The following is a 20,843-nucleotide window of genomic DNA, read 5'->3' as shown; positions in this document are numbered from 1 at the left end:
GCTGCGACAGCATTCTTCCTGCAAACGGAGTGGCCGAAGGGCCCTCCGCTTTCATGGCTCGCCGATTCTTGAAGCCTCTGCCATACCGCCACGCGGTCTGGTGCATGCACGAGGCCGTACGGCGATTTGGCAGAAACCGGCAATCGGTTTCCCGTTGTTCCGAAAGCTTGCCGCCGTGGTTCCTCCCGACAGGAGCCGGCGCACTAACGCCTGTTCCCCTATCTCCGCTAGTCGGACAGGCGCTCATGACCTCAGTTTTCCGTCACATCCTCGGGCGCCATCAGCGTTCGCCCGTCTGGAGCGATCTCGCTCCCGTTCGCGACGAGTTGTTCGGCCCGGAGCGGCTCGAGCATCACGCCCGGAGCCTGGCCGCCGCCCAGCCGGTCACCGCTCGCCCTCGGGCGGTGCTGCCCTTGCACGCGCGCTTGAACGACAACGCGACGGTGCTGCTGGCGGCTTACCGCGCCAGCGCCGCCGAGCTGGAAAGTGGTCGCAGCGTGGTACCCGCCGCAGAGTGGCTGCTGGACAACTACCACCTGGTCGAGGCGCAGATCCGCGAGATTCGCGACGACCTGCCGCCAGGCTACTACCGCCAACTGCCCAAGCTGGCTGACGGGCCTTTCGTGGGCTATCCCCGCATCTTCGGCCTGGCCTGGGCGTTCGTGACCCATACCGACAGTCATTTCGATCCCGAGACCCTGCGCCGTTTCATCAATGCCTACCAGCAGGTCCAGCCGCTGACGATCGGCGAGCTGTGGGCTGTGGCCATTACCCTGCGCATCGTCCTGATCGAGAACCTGCGTCGTCTGAGCGATCAGATCACCGATGGCCGGGCAACCCGAATGGCCGCCGACGAGATGGCCAACCGGCTGCTCTCGGCCAGCTCGCCGGAAAAGGCGCTGGACGATGAAATTGCCGCGCGTGGCACGGAGCCGTTGTCCGAGGTCTTCGCCGCGGAACTGGCCAAGCGCTTGCGCGACCAGGACCCGCGCACCACGCCGTCACTGGGCTGGCTGGAAGAACAGCTGGGCCGCCAGGACACCTCCATCGAACAGGTGGTACAGCAGTCGCAGCAGCGTCAGGGCGCCTCCAACGTCAGCGTGCGTAACGTCATCACCAGCATGCGGTTGATCTCCGATATCGACTGGACCGAGCTGTTCGAAGACGTCAGCCTGGTGGATGAGCGACTGCGCGGCGGCAGTGCCTTTGCCGCCATGGACTTCCCGACACGCAACCTCTATCGCAGTGCCATCGAGCAACTGGCACGCGGTTCCAGCGCCAGCGAACTGGAGATAGCCGGCGCCGCGCTGGACGCCGCCAACGCCGCACCTAGCCGAGACATCGCCGACGACGAGCGCGTGGCCGACCCCGGCTACCACCTGATTGGCGAAGGCCGTCTCGGTCTCGAACGCAGCCTCGGCTTCCGCCCACCACTGGGGCTGCGCCTGAGGCGTTTTCACGTGCAGCTGGGCATCGTCGGCTATGTTGGCGCCATCCTCCTGGTTACCACCCTGCTGCTGTCCCTCGGACTGCAGGCCATGGGCGGTGCTGGCGTGGGCGCGGGCTGGCTCGCGCTGCTGGCTCTGGTCGCCTTTCTGCCGATCACGGACCTGGCCTCGGCGCTGGTCAACCGCGTGGTCACCTGGCGTTTCGGTGCCAGCACGCTGCCGGGCCTGGACCTCACCGCCGGTGTGCCGCAGTCGATGCGCACCCTGGTCGCGGTGCCGACGCTGCTGACCAATGAAGCGGACCTGCTGGAACAGATCGAGCGAATCGAAGTGCATCACCTGGCCGGCGCCGGGGGCGACCTCACCTTCGCCCTGCTCACCGATGGCCTGGACGCCGACCAGGAAACTCTCGACAGCGACGCCCGGCTGCTGGAGGTCGCGGTCGATGCCATCGCGCGACTCAACCAGCGCTACGGCCCGGCGCCCGGCGGCAGCCGTTTCCTGATTCTGCATCGGCGCCGGCAGTACAACCCCAGCGAAGGCTGTTGGATGGGCTGGGAGCGCAAGCGCGGCAAACTGCATGAGCTGAACCAGCTGTTGCGTGGCGCGACCGATACCAGTTACATGCCCCTGGCCGGCTGTACGCAGCGGATTCCCGCGGATGTGCGTTACGTGATCACCCTGGACGCGGACACGCGCCTGCCGCGTGATGCCGCCATGCGCCTGATCGGCAAGATGGCGCACCCGCTGAATCGGCCGCGATTCAGCGTACCCGAACAGCGGGTGATCAATGGCTACGCGATTCTTCAGCCGCGTGTCACGCCGTCGCTGCCCGTGGGCCGCGAAGGCTCCTTCTATCAACGGGTATTCTCCAGCCCCGGCGGCATGGACCCCTATGCCGCCGCCGTATCCGACGTCTATCAGGATCTGTTTGGCGAAGGCTCCTACACCGGCAAAGGCATCTACGACATTGACGCCTTCGAGGCAGCGCTGGCCGGACGAGTGCCGGAAAACAGCATGCTCAGCCACGATCTGTTCGAGGGTGTGTTTGCCCGCGCGGGACTGGCGACCGACGTCGAGGTGGTGGAAGAGTTTCCCTCGCGCTACGACGTATCGGGCAAGCGCCAGCACCGCTGGACGCGCGGCGACTGGCAGCTGCTGCCGTGGATCTTCGGCGCGCGCCGCGGCCCCCAGGCATTGCCCATAATCGGGCGCTTCAAGATGCTCGACAACCTGCGCCGCTCGCTGCTGGCACCGCTGAGTCTGCTGGCACTGGCCCTGTGCTGGATGCTGTCGCTGCCGGCGGCCCTGATCGGCACCTTGCTGGTGCTCGGAGCGCTGGCGATTCCCGGTTTCCTGCCACTGTGCTTCACGCTGCTGCCGTCTCGCAGTGGCGTCAGTGCGCAAAGCCATCTGCACCGGCTGCTCGGCGACCTGCGCATGGCCGCCTCGCAAACCCTGTTGAACCTGGCGTTTCTGCCGGACCAGGCCTGGCGCATGAGCGATGCCATCATCCGCACCCTCTCACGGCTCTATGCGACTCGCAGCCACCTGCTGGAATGGACCACCGCCGCACAATCGGCCATCAGCCCGCGGCTGAAACTGAGCGGCTTCTACCGTGGCATGGCCGGCGGTACAGTGCTGGGTGTCGGCGTCGCACTGCTGGCGCTGCTGGTCGCGCCGCGGTCATGGCCACTGGTGCTGCCGTTCGCCCTGCTCTGGCTGGGTGCTCCGGCGCTGGCCCTGTGGGCCAGTCGCTCACCTCGCGTCGCTCCCAGTCAGAAACTGGCTGAAGCGGATGCTCAGGAGCTGCGCCTGATTGCACGGCGCACCTGGCGCTTCTTCGAAACCTTCGTCACCCCCGCCGACAACATGCTGCCGCCGGACAATTTTCAGGAAGACCCAAAGCCTGTAGTCGCGCGCCGAACCTCGCCCACCAACATGGGCCTGTATCTGCTTTCGACCGTCACCGCACGTGATTTCGGCTGGGCCGGCACGCTGCAGACACTCGAGCGAATGGAGACGACGCTGGACAGCATGAGCCGGCTGCAGCGACACCGCGGACACTTCTTCAACTGGTACGCCACCGAGGACATGCGCGCGCTGGAACCAGCCTATGTATCGGCCGTGGACAGCGGCAATCTCGCCGGCCACCTGATCGCCCTCGCCAATGCCTGCGAAGAATGGCTCGACCAGCCCCAGGTGCCGCATGCCCGCCAGGGCCTGCACGACAACCTGATACTGGCGCGTCAGGCCATCGCCGCGCTGCCGGCAGCCAATGGCGAGCGCGGCCAGCCGTTGCTCGGCGTGCTCGATGAGATCGCCACGCAAATAGGCGACGCGCAAGCGCTCGACACCCGTTCGGCAACGCTCCGGCAATTGGCCGAGAAGGCCGTTCGCGTCACGCAGGAAATCAGCCCATCCGCCACGGATGACGAAGATGCGCAGGCGCTTCACTTCTGGATCAACGCCCTGTGCCAGACGCTGGCCGAACACGCGCGGGATCGCCAGCTATCCGCCGAGTCGCTGGCAGCGATGCAGGCGCGCCTGCGCGGCGTGGCTGCCAGCGCACGGGAGATGGCGCTGGATATGGACTTCGCCTTTCTGCTCGACCCCGAGCGCAAGCTGCTGTCGATCGGTTACGGCCTGGCCGACAACAGCCTGGACCCCAGCTGCTACGACCTGCTGGCCTCCGAAGCCCGCCTGGCCAGCCTGTTCGCCATTGCCAAGGGCGATGTCACCACGCGGCACTGGTTCCGCCTGGGCCGCACGGCGACACCGCTGGGTAATGCATCCGCGCTGATTTCCTGGTCGGGCTCGATGTTCGAATACCTGATGCCGTCACTGGTCATGCGCGCCCCGGCGGGCAGCCTGCTGGAGCAGACCAATCGTCTGGTCGTGCAGCGCCAGCAGGAATATGGCAACGACCACCACGCGCCCTGGGGCGTTTCGGAATCGGCCTATAACGCCCGCGACATGGAGTTTACCTACCAGTACTCCAACTTCGGCGTGCCGGGCCTGGGCCTCAAGCGAGGGCTGGCGGAAAACCTGGTGATCGCGCCCTATGCCACCGGGCTCGCGACCATGGTCGACGCGACTGGCGCCCAGGCGAACTTCCGGCGCGTGACGGAGATGGGTGCGCTCGGGCGCTACGGCTTCTTCGAAGCGCTGGACTTCACCCCGACACGCCTGCCGGATGGCCAGGCGTTTGTCATCGTGCGCAATTACATGGCGCACCATCAGGGCATGACCATCGTCGCCATCGCCAATACCTTGCAAGACGGCCAGATGCGCGCACGCTTCCATCGCGAGCCGATGATCCAGGCCTGTGAACTGCTGCTGCAGGAACGCATGCCGCGTGATGTCGCCATCGCCCACCCGCGTGCCGAAGAAGTGAAGATCCGCGCCGTCGAGGGCGGCGGTGATCCGCAATCACTGCGCCGCCTGAAAGGCTCAGCCGCAAGCGGCGCGCCGGTTACCCATCTGCTCAGCAACGGCCGCTACGCCGTGATGCTCACCGCAGCCGGTGCCGGCTACAGCCGCTGGCGCGACCTCGCGATCACGCGCTGGCGCGAGGACGTCAGCCGGGACGACTACGGCTCCTTCGTCTTCCTGCGCGATACCGAAGACGGCAGGGTCTGGCCCGCAGGCGGACAGCCGCTGGGCAGCGATGCGCTCAGTCACGAGGTGATATTCGGAGAGGATCATGCCGAGTTCATTCGTCACGATCTGGACCTGACCACCACGATGGACGTGCTGGTATCCGGAGAGGACGACAGTGAAGTGCGCCGCGTCTCGCTCGCCAACAGCGGTCGCGAAGCGCGGGACATCGAACTGACGTCCTACAGTGAAGTGGTGCTGACCACGCCGGCCACCGACAATGCGCATCAGGCATTCGCCAAACTGTTCGTGGTGACCGACTACCTGCCCGAATTCGGCGCGTTGACCGCCACCCGCCGCCTGCGTAGCGAGGGCGAGCAGCCGATCTGGGCCGCGCACTTCGCCGTGGTGGAAGGCGAAATCCTGTCCGACCCGCAGTATGAGACTGATCGCGCCCGCTTCATCGGCCAGCGACCGAGCGTAGCCGCTGCCGCGGTGGTCGCCGAAGGCCAGCCGCTGTCGAACAGCGTCGGCACGGTGCTCGACCCGATCTTCTCGCTCAAGTACCGGATCAGGGTGGCGCCGGGCAAGGTCGCCCGCGTAGCGTTCTGGACCCTGGTCGCCGACTCGCGTGACGAGCTGCTGAGCCTGATCGAGAAGCACCACGACCGCAGCGCCTACGACCGCGTCAAGACCCTGGCCTGGACTCAGGCCCAGGTGCAGCTGCGCCATCTCGACATCAAACCGGCCGAAGCCGCCGACTTCCAGCGACTGGCGGCGCCCATTCTCTATGCCGATCCGAAATTCCGCGCGCCGTCGGCCGCGATCATCCAGGGTGCCGGCGCCCAATCCGGCCTGTGGCCGCACGCGATTTCGGGCGATCTGCCGATCGTGCTGCTGCGCATCGACGATATCCAGGACATCGCCCAGGTCCGCCAGTTACTCCGTGCCCATGAGTACTGGCGGATGAAGCGCCTGGCGGTGGACCTGGTGATTCTCAACGAGCACGCCAGTTCCTATCTGCAGGATCTGCAGATCGCCATCGAAACCGCGGTGCGCAGCAGCCAGTCGCGTCCGCGCTTCGGCGCCGAGCTTGCCCAGGGATCGGTGTACATGCTGCGCGCCGACCTGTTGAGCGGCGAGGCACGCGCCCTGCTGCGCAGCGTCGCTCGCGTAGCACTGATAGCCCGCCGCGGGCCGATCGACAAGCAGCTGGCCAACACATTGCTCCTGGGCGACGCCGTGGCAGCGCATTTCGCTACCCCGCCCTCGCGGCCAGTCGTTGCGACACCGGGCCCTACCGGCAGCGAACTGGCGCAAGGGCTGGAGTTCTTCAACGGCCTCGGCGGTTTCGACAAGGACGGCCGCGAATACGTGACACTGCTGGAGTCGGGCAGCACGACACCAGCGCCCTGGATCAACGTGATCGCCAACCCGCGCTTTGGCTTTCAGGTTTCGGCGCAGGGCAGCGGCTATACCTGGGCGGAAAACAGCCGGGAAAATCAGCTCACGCCCTGGTCCAACGACCCGGTCACCGATCCCTGCGGCGAAGCCTTCTATGTACGCGACGAACGCAGCGGCGCGCTGTTCAGCCCAACCGCCCAGCCGATCCGCGATGACGGCCTCTATGTGGCGCGGCACGGCCACGGCTACAGCCGCTTCGAGCACCAGGCCGAAGGCATTGCGCTGGATCTGCTGCAATACGTCGCCCTTGGCGACCCGATCAAGATTTCCCGACTGACGCTGCGCAACCTGTCATCCGAGCCTCGCCGACTGTCGGTCACCAGTTATAGCGAATGGGTGCTCGGCACCGCCCGCGGCGCCTCCGGGCCTTTCATCGTCACCCAGCGCGACGCCAGCAGCGGCCTGTTGCTGGCGCACAACCCGTGGAGCAGCGCCTTTCCCGGGCGTATTTCATTCGCCGATCTGGGTGGACGACAAACGGCCTGGACGGCTGATCGCAGTGAATTCCTTGGCCGCAACAGCGGCCCCGCCACGCCGGCGGCGCTGCTTACTGGCAAACCGTTATCCGCCAGCGTCGGCGCAGGCATGGACCCTTGCGCGGCATTGCAGTGCGGGGTCCAGCTCGCCCCTGGGGAGAGCGTCGAGATCGTCGCCTTCCTTGGCCAGTGCGCGTCGGCTGATGAGGCGCGTGCGCTGGTCGAGCGTTATCGCCAGGCCGATCTCGACGCAGTGCTGCGTGAAGTCACGGACCACTGGCACCGCGCCCTTGGCTCGGTACAGGTGAAAACACCGGACCGGGCGATGGACATCATGCTCAACGGCTGGCTGCTGTATCAGACTCTCGCCTGCCGCATCTGGGCGCGCTCGGCTTTCTATCAGGCCAGCGGCGCCTATGGCTTTCGCGATCAGTTGCAGGACGGCATGGCACTGACGTTTTCGCAGCCAGAGGCCACCCGCAGCCACATCCTGCGCGCAGCCAGTCGCCAGTTCCCCGAAGGCGACGTGCAGCACTGGTGGCTGCCGCACTCCGGTCAGGGTGTGCGCACGCGCATTTCCGACGACCGTGTCTGGCTCGCATTCGCCACGGCAACCTATGTTCAGGTTTCCGGCGACGCAGCGATTCTCGAAGAGCCGGTGAGCTTTCTCGAAGGGCCGTTGCTCAAGCCCGGCGAGCACGATGCCTTCTTCCAGCCGATGATCGCGGACGAGGCTGCCTCACTGTTCGAACACTGCGCTCGCGGACTCGATCAGTGCTTGGAGCTGACCGGCGAACTCGGCCTGCCGCTGATCGGAGGTGGCGACTGGAACGACGGCATGAACCGCGTCGGAGAACACGGCAAGGGCGAGAGCGTCTGGCTCGGCTGGCTGTTGCTGCGCACCATCGAACTCTTTGCGCCGCTGGCCGAACGACGAGGCAGCGTGGCTGACGCCCAGCGCGCCGAGCGTTGGCGCGAACACGCGTTGGCGCTCGCCGACTCGCTTGAAGAAAAGGCCTGGGATGGCGAATGGTATCGCCGCGCGACCTTCGACGACGGCACCTGGCTTGGTTCGAAAGACAGCGACGAGTGCCGCATCGACTCCATTGCTCAGTCCTGGGCGGTGTTGTCCGGCGCAGCGGACCCCGCCCGCGCGAAACAGGCCATGGCTTCCGTGCAGCACCACCTGATCCGCGAGCATGACGGTCTGGCCCTGCTGTTCACCCCGCCATTCGACAAGACGCCGAAGGAGCCCGGCTACATCAAGGGATATCCGGCGGGCCTACGCGAGAACGGCGGTCAATACAGCCACGCTGCGATGTGGGCCATGCTCGCCTTTGCCAAGCTCGGTGATGGCGATGCAGCGTGTGGGATGTTCAAGCTGCTGAACCCGATCAATCACGCGCTGACACCGAAAGAAAGCCAGCGCTACAAGGTCGAACCCTACGTGGTCGCGGCGGACGTCTACGGCGTGGCACCGCACAACGGCCGCGGCGGCTGGACCTGGTACACCGGCGCTGCCGGCTGGATGTATCGCGCCGGCGTCGAAGGCATCCTCGGCATCCGCCGCGAAGGTGAATGGCTGATCGTCGATCCGTGCATCAGCAGTCACTGGCCGGCGTTCGAAGCCACCATCACCCTGGGCGAAACGCGCTACGCCATCCGCGTGGAAAACCCAGGCCAGGCCAACCGCGGCATCCAGCACGCGCGGCTGGATGAAGGCCCGCTCGATTGCATGAACGGATACGTACGACTTGCGCTGGATGGAGGGCAACATCAGGTCGTATTGACGCTGTAGAACCAGCCCGGTAGCCGTCCGGGGCTCGTTGCGCTGCTGCCGGGCGGTCAAAGACTGCCATGGCACCAGCGCAAGCCTGCGCAACACCAAGCTGGCGCGCGGATCCGAGCCGTCGGGGTGGGGTAAACCTCACCTCGACACCCTTCCGGCTAACCGGCCATCACGCCCCAACTCGCCCGGCGGCCAGTCCCAAACCGGCCGCAAGCCATTACAATGCGCGACTTTCGATTCAAATCCGGTCCGCGCCATGTCCCTGCCCAAGCACCATCTCGAACTGCTCGCTCCCGCCCGGGATGCCAGCATTGCCCGTGAAGCCATCCTGCATGGCGCCGATGCGGTGTATATCGGCGGCCCGAGCTTCGGTGCGCGGCACAACGCCGAGAACAGTGTGGCGGACATTGCCGAGCTGGTGAAATTCGCCCACCTGTTTCATGCGCGGGTGTTCGTCACCATCAACACCATCCTGCACGACGACGAGCTGGAAACCGCGCGCACGCTGATCCACCAGCTGTACGAGATCGGCGTCGATGCGTTGATCGTGCAGGACATGGGCATCATGGAGCTGGACATTCCGCCCATCGAGATCCACGCCAGCACCCAGACCGACATCCGCACGCTGGAACGGGCCAAGTTCCTCGACAAGGCTGGTTTCTCGCAGCTGGTTCTCGCCCGCGAGCTGAACCTGCAGGAAATCCGCGCGATCTACGACGAAGTGGATTCGACCCTTGAGTTCTTCATCCACGGCGCGCTCTGCGTCGCCTTTTCCGGCCAGTGCAATATCAGCCACGCGCAGACCGGGCGCAGCGCCAACCGCGGCGACTGCTCCCAGGCCTGCCGCCTGCCCTACACGCTGAAGGACGATCAGGGCCGCGTGGTGGCCTTCGAAAAGCATCTGCTGTCGATGAAGGACAACAACCAGAGCGCCAACCTTAGCGCCCTGGTCGACGCCGGTGTGCGTTCGTTCAAGATCGAGGGGCGCTACAAGGATGTGAGCTACGTGAAGAACATCACCGCTTACTACCGCCAGCGCCTGGACGGCATCCTCGCCGAACGCCCTGACCTGGCCCGCGCCTCCAGCGGCCGCACCGATCACTTCTTCGTGCCGGACCCGGACAAGACCTTCCACCGCGGCAGCACCGACTACTTCGTTACCGACCGCAAGATCGACATCGGCGCCTTCGATTCGCCGACCTTCACCGGCCTCGCCGTCGGCGAAGTACTCAAGGTCGGCAAGCATGATCTGACCGTGCAGACCCGCGAGCCACTGTCCAACGGTGACGGCCTCAACGTGCTGATCAAGCGCGAGGTGGTGGGTTTCCGCGCCAGCGTGGTCGAGCCGCTGAAGCAGTTCGAGGAAGATGGTCAGTCGCGCTACGAGTACCGCGTCGAACCCAACGAAATGCCCGCCGCCATGCGTCAGGTGCGCCCGAACCATCCGCTCAATCGCAACCTGGACCACAACTGGCAGAACGCGCTGCTCAAAACCTCCGCCGAGCGCCGCATCGGCGTACGTTGGCTGGCAAAATTGCGCGCCGATGAGCTGGAGCTGCACGTCACCAGCGAGGAAGGCGCCTATGCCAGCGTGTCGCTGGCCGGCCCGTTCGGCGAAGCGAAGAAGCCCGAGCAGGTGCCCGGCCAGATCGCCGATCTGCTGAGCCAGCTGGGCACCACCATCTACCACGCCGAAGAAGTCGAAGTGGATGCACCGCAGGCCTTCTTCATCCCCAACTCGCAACTCAAGGCGCTGCGCCGCGAAGCCATCGAGGCGCTGGGCGAAGCGCGCGAAGCCATCCGTCCGCGCGGCGGGCGCAAGCCGGTCAGCGTGCCGCCGCCGGTCTACCCGGAGTCGCACCTGTCGTTCCTCGCCAACGTCTACAACGAGAAGGCCCGCGCCTTCTATCACCGCTACGGTGTGCAGCTGATCGATGCGGCCTACGAGGCCCACGAGGAAACCGGCGAGGTGCCGGTGATGATCACCAAGCACTGCCTGCGCTTCTCCTTCAACCTCTGCCCGAAGCAGGCCAAGGGCGTAACCGGTGTGCGCACCAAGGTCGCCCCGATGCAGCTGGTGCATGGCGATGAAGTGCTGACCCTGACCTTCGACTGCAAGCCCTGCGAGATGCACGTGGTCGGCAAGATGAAGGGCCACATCCTCGACCTGCCGCTGCCGGGCAGCGGCAGCAGCGTGGTCGGGCACATCACGCCGGACGATCTGATGAAGACCATCCGCAACAAGCCGCACGCCTGACGTCCATACATCCGGGGAGGCGCTGCCGTGACTGTACTTGCGACATGGGCAGAGATCCGCTCGCTCTATCGACAATGCCAACCCGGCGTGTTCACGGCGAGCTTCACGCATGGCGGGCTGCGCATGGTCTGGCCTTCCTGGGCGCTGACGATCGCTGTCGGCATATTGCTGGTTGGGACCTTGCTCAATAGCCAGTCACCTTTGCAGGGGTTGGCTGCCATGGCCGGCGCACTGCTTGCTCTGTTTGGCATGCTGCTGGCCCGGGAGCGCTATTGCGCGTGGTACTACCGGGATATCTATGCCCGTGAAACGCTGAACCGCTACGGTTTTCTACGCCGCGAAGAACTGCTGCGCTACGCACTGTTCCGAAATACCCTTGTAGAGCGCGGGTTCAACGCGGCGAGCATTCAGGAGTTGGCGCGCATCGCCGAGATCGCCGGCCCACCACCTCAGGAACGCTGGGTCTCCCAGAATCTCGTCATCGTCATGCTGGTATCGGCGATCGTCAGTCTGTCGACGGACGTCATCAAGCTGACCGATACCTGGATCGCCGGAAAAGGCATCGTATTCGTGCTGGCGTTAGCCACGGTTACATATGTGGTTCTAGCCCTGTTGGATGGCATCCGCAGCAACCAGCATCGTGACCGGGTAATCGGCCGCTGCCTGGAGCGTGCGGCATTGGATATCGCACGCACCCAGGCCGCCCACAGCACACCACAGGCATCTTTCGAAAGCACCGCTACGGATGAATAGCCACAGCTTTCCAAGCTAACTCTGCGAAAGCCTGCTGATCCCACCGCAACAACCAAGCCCGGCAGCGGATCACACGTAGCCCAGCTACACCGCCGTGCCGCTGGCAGGCCTGGCTAAGCGATAGGTCGCAAGGCTGCAAAGCAACAGGCCGGCGACCGCGAGCAAGCCGGCAGCCACGCCGATCTCACGCAACCCCAGATGGCTGACAACGAGGCTGCCGAGCAAGGCGCCGCCGCCGATTCCGACGTTGTAGATGCCGGAGAACATGGCCATGGCAACGTCGGTCGCGTCCGAAGCCAGGTTCAGTACCTTCGATTGCACGGCCAGGCCAAAGCACATCCCGGCGATACCCCAGATCACCACCACCGCACCGAGCAGCGAACTCTCGCGCGAGGCCGGCAGCAACAGCAGCAGACAGATCGCCATGACCGCGATCGCCGCGATCAGAAAGCCCCTCGGATAGCGCGCGCTGTATCGGCTGAACAGCAACGAACCGAGCAGACCGGCACCGCCGAAGAGCAACAGCAGGACGGTGGTCATGTCGCCGCTCAGGTGCGCGACGGTTTGCGCAAAGGGCTCGATGTAGGTGTAGGCGGTGAACTGCGCGGTGATGACCAACGCGGTCAGCGCATAGGCGGTCAACAGCGCAGGGCGCTTGAACAGCATCGGCAGGCTGCGCAATGAACCGGAATTCTGGCTCGGCAGCGATGGCAGCGTCCGCGCCAGGACAACCAGCACCAGCGCGGCAATCACACCGATGGCCAGGAAGGTGGTGCGCCAGTCCAGCGCAGCGCCCACCACGCGCCCCAGCGGAATGCCCAGCACCATCGCCAGCGCACTGCCGGTCGCCAGCAGACCCAGGGCTTGCGCCTGCTTGCCTGCGGGCGCCACACGTACTGCCAACGATGCGGTAATCGACCAGAACACTGCGTGTGCCAAAGCGATGCCGATCCGACTGAGCATCAGCATGCCGTAGCTAGACGCCACGCTCGAAACCAGATGGCTGCCGATGAACACCACAAAGACCAGTATGAGCAGCGTGCGGCGCTCGAAATTGCGCGTCAGCAGCATCATCGGCAGCGACACCAGCGCAACCACCCAGGCGTAAATGGTCAGCATCAGCCCGACCTGGGATGGCGGCATGTCGAACGAGCGGCCAATGTCGCTGAGCAGTGCCACAGGGACGAACTCGGTGGTGTTGAAGATGAAGGCGGCCAGCGCCAGTGCGATAACGCTAAGCCAGCTCCCGGCCGGGGAGCTTTGCGATTCGTTCATGGAGAAGTGGGTCTGGTATCGATTCACTCGACGCAAAGCGCGACGAATGAGGGTGTAAGGGCGACGGTTCCTGCCCGAATACCATGACGCACGCGGCCCGCACGCGCGAAGCGAGCAGGAAGGCAGCGGGAGCGGATGGAGTGAGGGACGGGACAGTCGAAGCGGCGCGGATTCTACGCCCGCCATCCGCTGATGTCAGGTCGCAAACGTGCGCCACGACGAGCGGCCGCAAAGGCGTCGCTGCTGCCGGTGGTTCGTCACGGCGCTCTGCCGCTGCCTGACTTCCGTTCGGCATCCTGGCGAAACTTTCCAGGCGAGCGCCAGCCGTACCTACAGAACCCATTTCAGGACTGGAGTACGTATGGCTTACCCGAAGATTCCCGCTCAGCAGCAGGACCGTCTGCCCGGTCGCGAAACCGAAATGCACCCGCAGGCCGAGTTCATCCGCGACAGCTACAAGGGCAGTGGCAAGCTGGCCGGAAAGGTCGCGCTGATCAGTGGCGGCGACAGCGGCATCGGTCGCGCGGCAGCGGTGCACTTCGCCCGTGAAGGTGCGGACGTCGCGATCATGTATCTCGACGAACACGAGGACGCCGAAAACGCCAAGCGGATGGTGGAGGCCGAAGGCCAGCGCTGCCTGTTGATCGCTGGCGACATCCGCGACAGCCGCCACTGCAACGATGCCGTCGAACAAACCGTGAAGGCCTTCGGCCGGCTGGACGTGCTGGTCAACAATGCCGGCCGCCAGGAGGTGCAGATCCGCCTCGAGGACATCACCGACGAGCAGTGGGAGAAGACCTTCGCCACCAACATCCACGGCTACTTCTATCTCACCCGTGCCGCCCTGCCCCATCTGCAGGCCGGCGCCTCGATCATCAACACCACCTCGATCAACTCCTTTATCGGTCACCCGCTGCTGGTCGACTACACCTCGACCAAGGGCGCGATCGACGGGTTCACCCGCGCGCTGTCACAGCAGTTGATCGAGCGCGAGATCCGCGTCAACCAGATCGCGCCAGGCCCGATCTGGACGCCGCTGCAGCCACCGTCGCTCGGCAAGCACGACCCGCAGATGCTCGAAGACTTCGGCAGCCAGATGCCCATGGGCCGCTGCGGCCAGCCTTCCGAACTGGGTCCGGCTTATGTCTATCTGGCCTGCGAGGACTCGTCCTATGTCAGTGGCCAGACCATTCATATCAATGGCGGCAAGGTGGTTAACAGCTAGCCGGCGGTGGAAAGCCCGGGCCGGCGCGGCTCCAGGCGAAGCATCGGATAATGAGTCCGCACGGAACCATCGTGCGGCTCGCCGCGCCCAACGATCAGTACCCATGCGTTGACCGCTATCGGTCCAGACGCCCGCCACCGCAGCCTCGCTGCATATGAAAGGTGAAGTCATGACCCAGATTCTAATTGCCGCTTTCGACCGCTATGCCGAAGCAGAGAAAGTGAAAGCCGAACTCGTGAGCGAGGGAGTGTCCAGCGACGACATCCAGATATCGGCATCCTTCAACAGCGACACCGTCGACAGCAGCCGTGTGGAAGTGGTCGGCGAAGAGCCGGGTGAAGACGCAACAGTGGCCGACAAGATCGGCAGTTTCTTTCACAAGGTCTTCGGCGACGGATCGAGCCAGCATGCCGGTCGTTACCCCGAAGCGGCCCGCCGCGGATCGACCATCGTCACCGTAACGCTGGAGGACGACGTCACCGTAACGCTGGAGGACGACAGCCGGGTTTCCGCAGTCGAGCGTGTCATGGAGCGCAACGGCGCCATCGATATCGACGAGCGCAGCGCCAAATGGGGCGACGACGATGCCACCCCGGTGACCGCCAGCACCGAGACGCTGACCACCGGCTACCCGGACGCCACCTCGATCAGCGTCGACGAGCGCGAACTGGACGGCAGCTCGACACCGGATCGCGGTGCGGATCTCGGCTCGATTCCCGGCCGCGCGGAAAACGAAAAGGCTGCCCGACGCGACAACACCGCGGGTCGCGTACGCATCATCCCGCGCTAGGGCGACCAGGCGGTTTCGTCTGCCAGCAGCGCCTGCAGTGCCAGCGCATTGCTCACCGCAGCGCCGCTGGCGGTATTGTCGAAAATGCACCAGCACGGCACGCCGGACCGAGCAGAAGTCCGCAACTCACCAGCCAGCCGCTCCAGCCATTCGGCCGAGTACGCAGAATGGTAGATGCGTGGCGAACCGTGCAGTCGGTAGTAGCGCATGCCCGACCAGCCGCCCGCCTGCTCTGCTCCTGCAATTGGCGAAGGATCTGCCGCCACCCGTGCGATACGCCAACGCTCGAGCAGCTCACCGGCGTCCAGCCAGCTCGCATGCCGCGGTTCGAGTACCAGTGCACCGTCGTAGCGTGCGCGCATGGCAGCGAAGAAGTCCTCCGCCGTTGAAGGATCGAAGGTCAGCGATGGCGGCAATTGCAGCAACAGGCAGCCGAGCTTTTCAGCCAGCTCGGTCGATTCGCCGAGAAAGCGCTCGAGCGCCTCGTCACACTCGCGCAAGCGCAGCTCATGGCTGATCTGCCTGGGCATCTTCACGCAAAAGCGGAAGTTCTCCGGCACGCTCGCCGCCCACTTGCGATAGGTGGCCGGGCGATGCGGTCGGTAGAACGAGCTGTTGATCTCGACCACCGATAGCTCTCCGCTGTAGCGCTGCAGGTGCGTGCCTTGCTCAGCGAATGCCGGCCACGCCTCGCGCGGCAGGCTCCAGCCGGCACAGCCGATACCAATCATCTTGCGCACTTCCATCCCCAACACTCCTGCCCATCGTTCCGGCCCGATTACCGCGGTGTGCTTTAAACTTGCGCCAACCTGCCCAACGAAACCCGGTTGACTCATGAAGCATCGCGCCGTCACACCTTTTCAGATATTCATCCTGTTGCTATCGGTCTACGTGATCGGTGCACTGGTGGCCGATCTGGTGTTCGACCTACCCGACGACGTATCGACTCTGCTCGGGTATCTGGACAACATCGTGTGCTTCTTTTTCTTCATCGATTTCTGGATGCGCCTGCAGGAAGCCGACGACAAGCTGCGCTTCATGCGCTGGGGCTGGATCGACCTGCTGGCCAGCGTGCCTGCCGGCGGGTTGCAGGCGGCCAAGCTGTTTCGGGCCTTCCAGATTCTGCGGGTGCTGCGGGCGATCAAGTCGTTGCGGCTGATCTGGCGCATCCTGTTCCGCAACCGCGCCGAAGGCATCGTCGCCTCCGCCGCCACGGCAACCATGCTGCTGGTAGCGTTTGGCGCGCTGACCATGCTGCTGGTGGAAGCGCCGAACCCAGAAAGCTCGATCAATACGCCGGAAGAGGCACTGTGGTGGGCGTTCGTCACCGTGACCACGGTCGGCTACGGCGACTTCTATCCGGTCACCACTCTGGGCCGTATCGTCGCAGTGATGCTGATGGTGTCCGGAGTCGGTCTGTTCGGCAGCTTCGCGGCCTACATCGGTTCGCTGTTCGTCGCCGACCGCAACGAGGAAGACAACCGCGACCAGCTGGCCGACCGCGAAACCCTGCAGCGACTACTGGTACAGGTGGAATGTCTGACTGAAGAAGTGCGCAGCCTGAAGCTGCAGCTGGGGGACGATCGCCGTGACGATGGCGATGCGGCAGAGCGAGGGGTTTGATTGCGGAGCCCCTGCGTCAACAGACGCAAGGGCTGCCGGCTGCGATCAGTTGGCGAAGTACGCCTGAGCGCGAGCCACTTCCGCTGGTGTCGGCTTGTACACGGTCCACTGATCGCCAACGTTCTTCTTGTAGCGGACCTCGTTCTTCTCTACGTCGAACTCGTAGAACGGGTACACCTCGCGCAGGTTGTAGAACGCGGCGGGTGCGAAGAAAAGGATGTCGGCGACCAGATAGCCGCTGTTGAATTTCAACGGGATCAGACCATACATAGGCTCCATCCCCGGCTTCTCGGCGCGGAAGCGGTACTGGCCGAAGCTGGTGGCCTTGTAGGTCTTGCTGACGGGGTTCTTCAGCACTAGCGGCGCGTCCTGGTTGATCTTGATTGCCAGGTCCGGATCGGTGGAGCGCAGCGAAGTGGTGGCGGTGCAGGCCGAAAGCAGTGTGGCAGCAACGGCTACGGCAAGAATGTGTTTGGCGTTCATCTGTAATTTCCTGTTGTCCATCAAAAATCGATAGCTCTCATCCAGCCGGCTCGACCGGGCTGTTTGCCATCCATTGCGGCGCGCACTATAGGACATCGATGAATAATGGCCAACCGCCACCCTTACGGACAATTTGCTTTCTTGATTGCAGTCAGGCGCAAGAGAAAAGCCGGCGCTGGCCTCTATAATCCCCGGCCGGCCATGCGCGCCGCCGAGCAAACGAGCGCAACGCGAGTCGTACAAAGAAGACTGATCAGCAAAGGTGTCGATCATGGCCAAGACCGGGGGCAAGCAGTTCAAATCCATCAGGCTCGAACGTCTGGCGCGCTTCCTCGACTGGGCAACGGCGCGATATCCGGAATTCACCGCGAAGAAGCATCACCAGGAAAAGTGGTTCACCCCGTACGTCGGCTACCCCATCGTCGGCTTGGCTCGCGCGGCCAAGGCATTCTGGCTGGGGCTGCATGGGCAGGCGGTGGAAGAACTACTGGCCGCGCCTGCTGCAGACGAGTTGCTCGATCGGGTCGTCAGCCGTGATCTCGGCGAGATCCACTGCAGCGTGGATGTGTTCGGCAGCGAGAAGACCTTCAGCCTGGGCTCGCCGGTCCATCTGCTGGAGCCGGACTGGGCGCTGCGTCTGGACGATAGCGCGCGGCGCGACGATTTCGCCGACAACCTGAAACAGGCCGTACAGCGTTATGTGCGCAATCGGCTACAGGTGCTCGAACGGCCCTTCGCCGAAATGGACGAGGACGAGCGGCAGCGGTGCCTGGCACGCATCCGCCCGGAACTGCCACGGGTTGATGAATTTCTGCCGCATGCCATCGCCACCCTCAACGAGATTCGCCATGAGCTGCGCTACGTGGTGGCCTTGCAGCGCGGCAATCTCACCCTCGAATTGCAGCGGCGGGTTCCTTCCGGCCAGGATCATCTGCTCAGCGTGGCGGAAGTCGAGGCGTGGAAGCGCCAGGATCGCGACGAGCTGCAGGCCACCTTCGAGCGCATGCTCGAGCTCGCCCGCGATTTCGATCTGCAACTGCTCGGGCACAAGCGTCTTACCGAGCTCATCGCCCTGGAACCCGGCCGCATGCGCAAGGCGATTCGCGCCGCCCGCCGCGAGCACGAGGAAAAAATGGCGTTTGCCGTGCTGCTGGAGAACAACCCGCGCTTCGTCCACTACCACAAGCTCTACCCGGCCCGGCGCCTGACGCGACGCTGGACCGCCCTGCTCGGCCCGACCAACAGCGGCAAGACGCACCGTTCCATCGAGGCGATGGCTGCGGCCGAGCACGGCATCTACCTGTCGCCGCTGCGCCTGATGGCGCTGGAAAACCAGGAGCGCATTGAGACGATGGGCGTGCGCTGCTCACTTGTAACCGGCGAGGAAGAAATCATCCGCGAAGGCGCCACACACTTCTGCTGCACCGTGGAGGAGTTCGCGCGTTTCCGCCATCAGCATTGGGATGTGGTGGTGGTCGACGAGGTACAGATGATGGCCGACTCGCAACGTGGCTGGGCCTGGGTCGATGCACTGGTCAGCGCCCATACGCCGCAACTGATGATGACCGGGCCAGCGCTGATCGAACCCTCCTTGCGCACGCTTTGCGATCTGTGCGAGGACAAGCTGGTGGTGCAACGCACCAAGCGCCTGTCCCCGGTTGAAGTCGCCCGCCACGCCACGACGCTGGAACGGCTGGAACCCGGCTCGCTGCTGGTGGCGTTCAGCCGCAAGCTGGTGCTGGAGCTCAAGGGCATGCTCGAAAGCGCCGGCAAAAGCGTCTCGGTGGTCTACGGTGCGCTCTCGCCCGAGGTCCGACGCGAGCAGGCCCGGCGCTTCCGCGAGGGCGAGGCGGACATCATGGTCGCTACCGATGCGGTCGGCATGGGCCTCAACTTGCCGGCGCACACGCTGTGTTTCTATACCGATGAGAAATTCGACGGCATCCAGAATCGCCAGCTCAAGGTGCAGGAGGTCAAGCAGATCGGCGGCCGCGCCGGGCGCTTCGGTCACCACGACAGCGGCGAGATCACTGCGCTGGACCCGCAGACGCTCAAGTCCATCCGCCGCCTGTTCAACAGCCCGGATGCGCCGGTGGACCTGAGCCAGTTCCAGGTGCGCCCGTCCATCGATCACCTCTCGGCAATTTCCGAACTGATGGGCGAACCGAGCCTGCTGCGGTCCTGGCTGACCTTCAACCGCAACATAAACTACGGCGAGGCATTTATCTCGGTACTGCCGGACGAACTGGCCGAATGGATCGAGCTGATAGACGACCCGAAGATTCCGCTCTGGCTGCGCTGGACGTTCGCCTGCACGCCGATCCGCGGCGGCTTCGACAGCCCGGCCAGCCAGCATGCCCAGCGCTGGATCAAGCGAGTCGCCGAAGGCCACGCCATCCCGATGCCCAAGCTGCTGCTCGGCAGCGACCTGTCCAGCCTGGAAAGTACCCTGCATGTGGTGGAAACCTACCTGCATCTGGCCCGCAGCCTGCCCGAGCATTTTCCCGAGCACGACGACGGTGAAGACGCGCGCAAGCTGCTCAACGACGCCATCACCCGCGAACTGTCACGCCAGCGCAAACCGCGGGCTGCACGACGCGGCGGCGGCCGCAAGGCCGGGCGACGACGTTGAGAATATCCACCAATCGCGATCCAGCCAGGCCGGCCGCTCTATAATCGCCGCTTTGCTGCCGAGCGCGAGCCTGCCATGCCGATCAAGTACGCCCGTCGTCTGACCGATCGCCGACGGTCCGCCCATAGCAATCGTCAGCTCGGCCTGTGCCTCGCGTTTGTCGCGGGTGCCGCCAATGCCGGCGGGTTCATCGCCGTCCAGCAGTACACCTCGCACATGACCGGTATCGTTTCGGCAATGGCCGACAACCTGGCCCTCGGTGCCACCGATCTGGCGCTGGCAGGCTTCGGTGCATTGCTCTCGTTCGTTCTTGGTGCCATGTGCTCGACGCTGATGATCAACTTCTCGCGACGTCGCCGTCTGCATAGCCAGTACGCGCTACCGCTGGCGCTGGAAGCCGCGCTGTTGCTGCTGTTCGGTATCCTCGGCGCGCGGCTGATGACGGTTCCGGGTTTCTTCGTGCCGCTGACCGTGGTGCTGCTGTGCTTCATCATGGGCCTGCAGAACGCGATCATCACCAAGCTCTCCAATGCCGAAGTGCGCACCACCCATATCACTGGCATGGTGACCGACATCGGCATCGAGCTGGGCAGGCTGATCTACTTCAACCGCAATCGTCATGACGACATGCCACCGGTTCGGGCCAACCGACAGCGCCTGCGTATCAACCTGCTGATGGTGATGAGCTTCTTCGTCGGCGGATTGAGCGGCGCAGCCGGCTTCAAGCATTTCGGCTTCATCGCCACGGTCCCGCTGGCCGCCTTGCTGCTGGCACTGGCTCTGGTGCCGATGGCTGACGATCTGCTGCTCGGCTGGCGCCTCTGGCGGCGTCGGCGCTAAGACACCGACGGTTTCCAACGCCCTCCCGGTTGGCAAGGCTTCATCGGTCACGGCGATGACTCGGACCGCGGCGACAGCAAGCACCATCATTTGTTCCCGCAGCGCGCCCGTAAAATGTTCGAATTTTTACTTTGACAGCTGCATTCTTTGCCTCTAAGTTTTCGTTTCCGAACAATTCCGAACCAACG

Annotated in this window: 11 protein-coding genes; 8 read left to right on the top strand and 3 right to left on the bottom strand. The window is 64.4% G+C overall.

Going from position 1 to position 20,843, the window contains the following annotated elements:
* Positions 1–245: 245 nt before the first annotated feature.
* The 3 genes from LW136_RS08995 to LW136_RS08985 all read left to right on the top strand — a co-directional run bounded on the left by LW136_RS08995 (position 246) and on the right by LW136_RS08985 (position 11,787).
* Positions 246–8,786 (top strand): GH36-type glycosyl hydrolase domain-containing protein, encoded by an 8,541-nt coding sequence (locus LW136_RS08995; protein ID WP_234175004.1) that lies wholly within the window; start codon positions 246–248, stop codon positions 8,784–8,786.
* 247 nt (positions 8,787–9,033) lie between these two features.
* Positions 9,034–11,034, top strand: coding sequence for a peptidase U32 family protein (locus LW136_RS08990; protein ID WP_234175003.1), 2,001 nt, complete (start codon positions 9,034–9,036; stop codon positions 11,032–11,034).
* A gap of 27 nt (positions 11,035–11,061) precedes the next feature.
* Positions 11,062–11,787, top strand: a complete 726-nt coding sequence (locus tag LW136_RS08985; protein WP_234175002.1) for a hypothetical protein — start codon at positions 11,062–11,064, stop codon at positions 11,785–11,787.
* An 84-nt stretch (positions 11,788–11,871) separates the two neighbouring features.
* On the opposite strand, the gene LW136_RS08980 is transcribed toward LW136_RS08985, so the two are convergent.
* A complete protein-coding gene (locus LW136_RS08980) occupies positions 11,872–13,062 on the bottom strand; it encodes a sugar transporter (protein WP_234175001.1) in 1,191 nt (396 codons plus the stop codon).
* A gap of 361 nt (positions 13,063–13,423) precedes the next feature.
* Between LW136_RS08980 and LW136_RS08975 the strand changes: the two genes are divergently transcribed.
* On the top strand, positions 13,424–14,287 hold the full coding sequence (locus tag LW136_RS08975; RefSeq protein WP_234175000.1) for an SDR family oxidoreductase: 864 nt from the start codon (positions 13,424–13,426) through the stop codon (positions 14,285–14,287).
* 169 nt (positions 14,288–14,456) lie between these two features.
* Positions 14,457–15,077 carry a hypothetical protein gene (locus LW136_RS08970; protein WP_234174999.1) on the top strand — a complete coding sequence of 207 codons (621 nt, stop codon included), beginning with the start codon at positions 14,457–14,459 and terminating at the stop codon, positions 15,075–15,077.
* Here LW136_RS08970 and LW136_RS08965 read toward each other — a convergent pair.
* Entirely contained in the window at positions 15,074–15,823 is a 750-nt protein-coding gene (locus LW136_RS08965; RefSeq protein WP_234174998.1) for a DUF72 domain-containing protein, read from the bottom strand. The genes LW136_RS08970 and LW136_RS08965 overlap by 4 nt on opposite strands.
* Positions 15,824–15,911: 88 nt before the next feature.
* On the opposite strand from LW136_RS08965, the gene LW136_RS08960 reads away from it, so the two are divergent.
* Positions 15,912–16,700: an ion transporter gene (locus LW136_RS08960; protein ID WP_234174997.1), complete on the top strand. Its 789-nt coding sequence runs from the start codon at positions 15,912–15,914 to the stop codon at positions 16,698–16,700.
* A 45-nt stretch (positions 16,701–16,745) separates the two neighbouring features.
* Here LW136_RS08960 and LW136_RS08955 read toward each other — a convergent pair whose 3' ends face one another.
* Positions 16,746–17,183 carry a hypothetical protein gene (locus LW136_RS08955; RefSeq protein ID WP_046621783.1) on the bottom strand — a complete coding sequence of 146 codons (438 nt, stop codon included), beginning with the start codon at positions 17,181–17,183 and terminating at the stop codon, positions 16,746–16,748.
* Between the two features lie 271 nt (positions 17,184–17,454).
* On the opposite strand from LW136_RS08955, the gene LW136_RS08950 reads away from it, so the two are divergent.
* Together LW136_RS08950 and LW136_RS08945 are read left to right on the top strand one after the other, a co-directional pair.
* Positions 17,455–19,815 (top strand): SUV3 family DEAD/DEAH box RNA helicase, encoded by a 2,361-nt coding sequence (locus LW136_RS08950; RefSeq protein WP_234174996.1) that lies wholly within the window; start codon positions 17,455–17,457, stop codon positions 19,813–19,815.
* A gap of 75 nt (positions 19,816–19,890) precedes the next feature.
* Positions 19,891–20,655 (top strand): YoaK family protein, encoded by a 765-nt coding sequence (locus LW136_RS08945; RefSeq protein WP_041013585.1) that lies wholly within the window; start codon positions 19,891–19,893, stop codon positions 20,653–20,655.
* Positions 20,656–20,843 lie beyond the last annotated feature (188 nt).

It is taken from the genome of Stutzerimonas kunmingensis, from assembly GCF_021432085.1.
Classification (GTDB): Bacteria; Pseudomonadota; Gammaproteobacteria; order Pseudomonadales; family Pseudomonadaceae; genus Stutzerimonas.
This window is presented reverse-complemented; position numbering and strand designations above follow the sequence as displayed.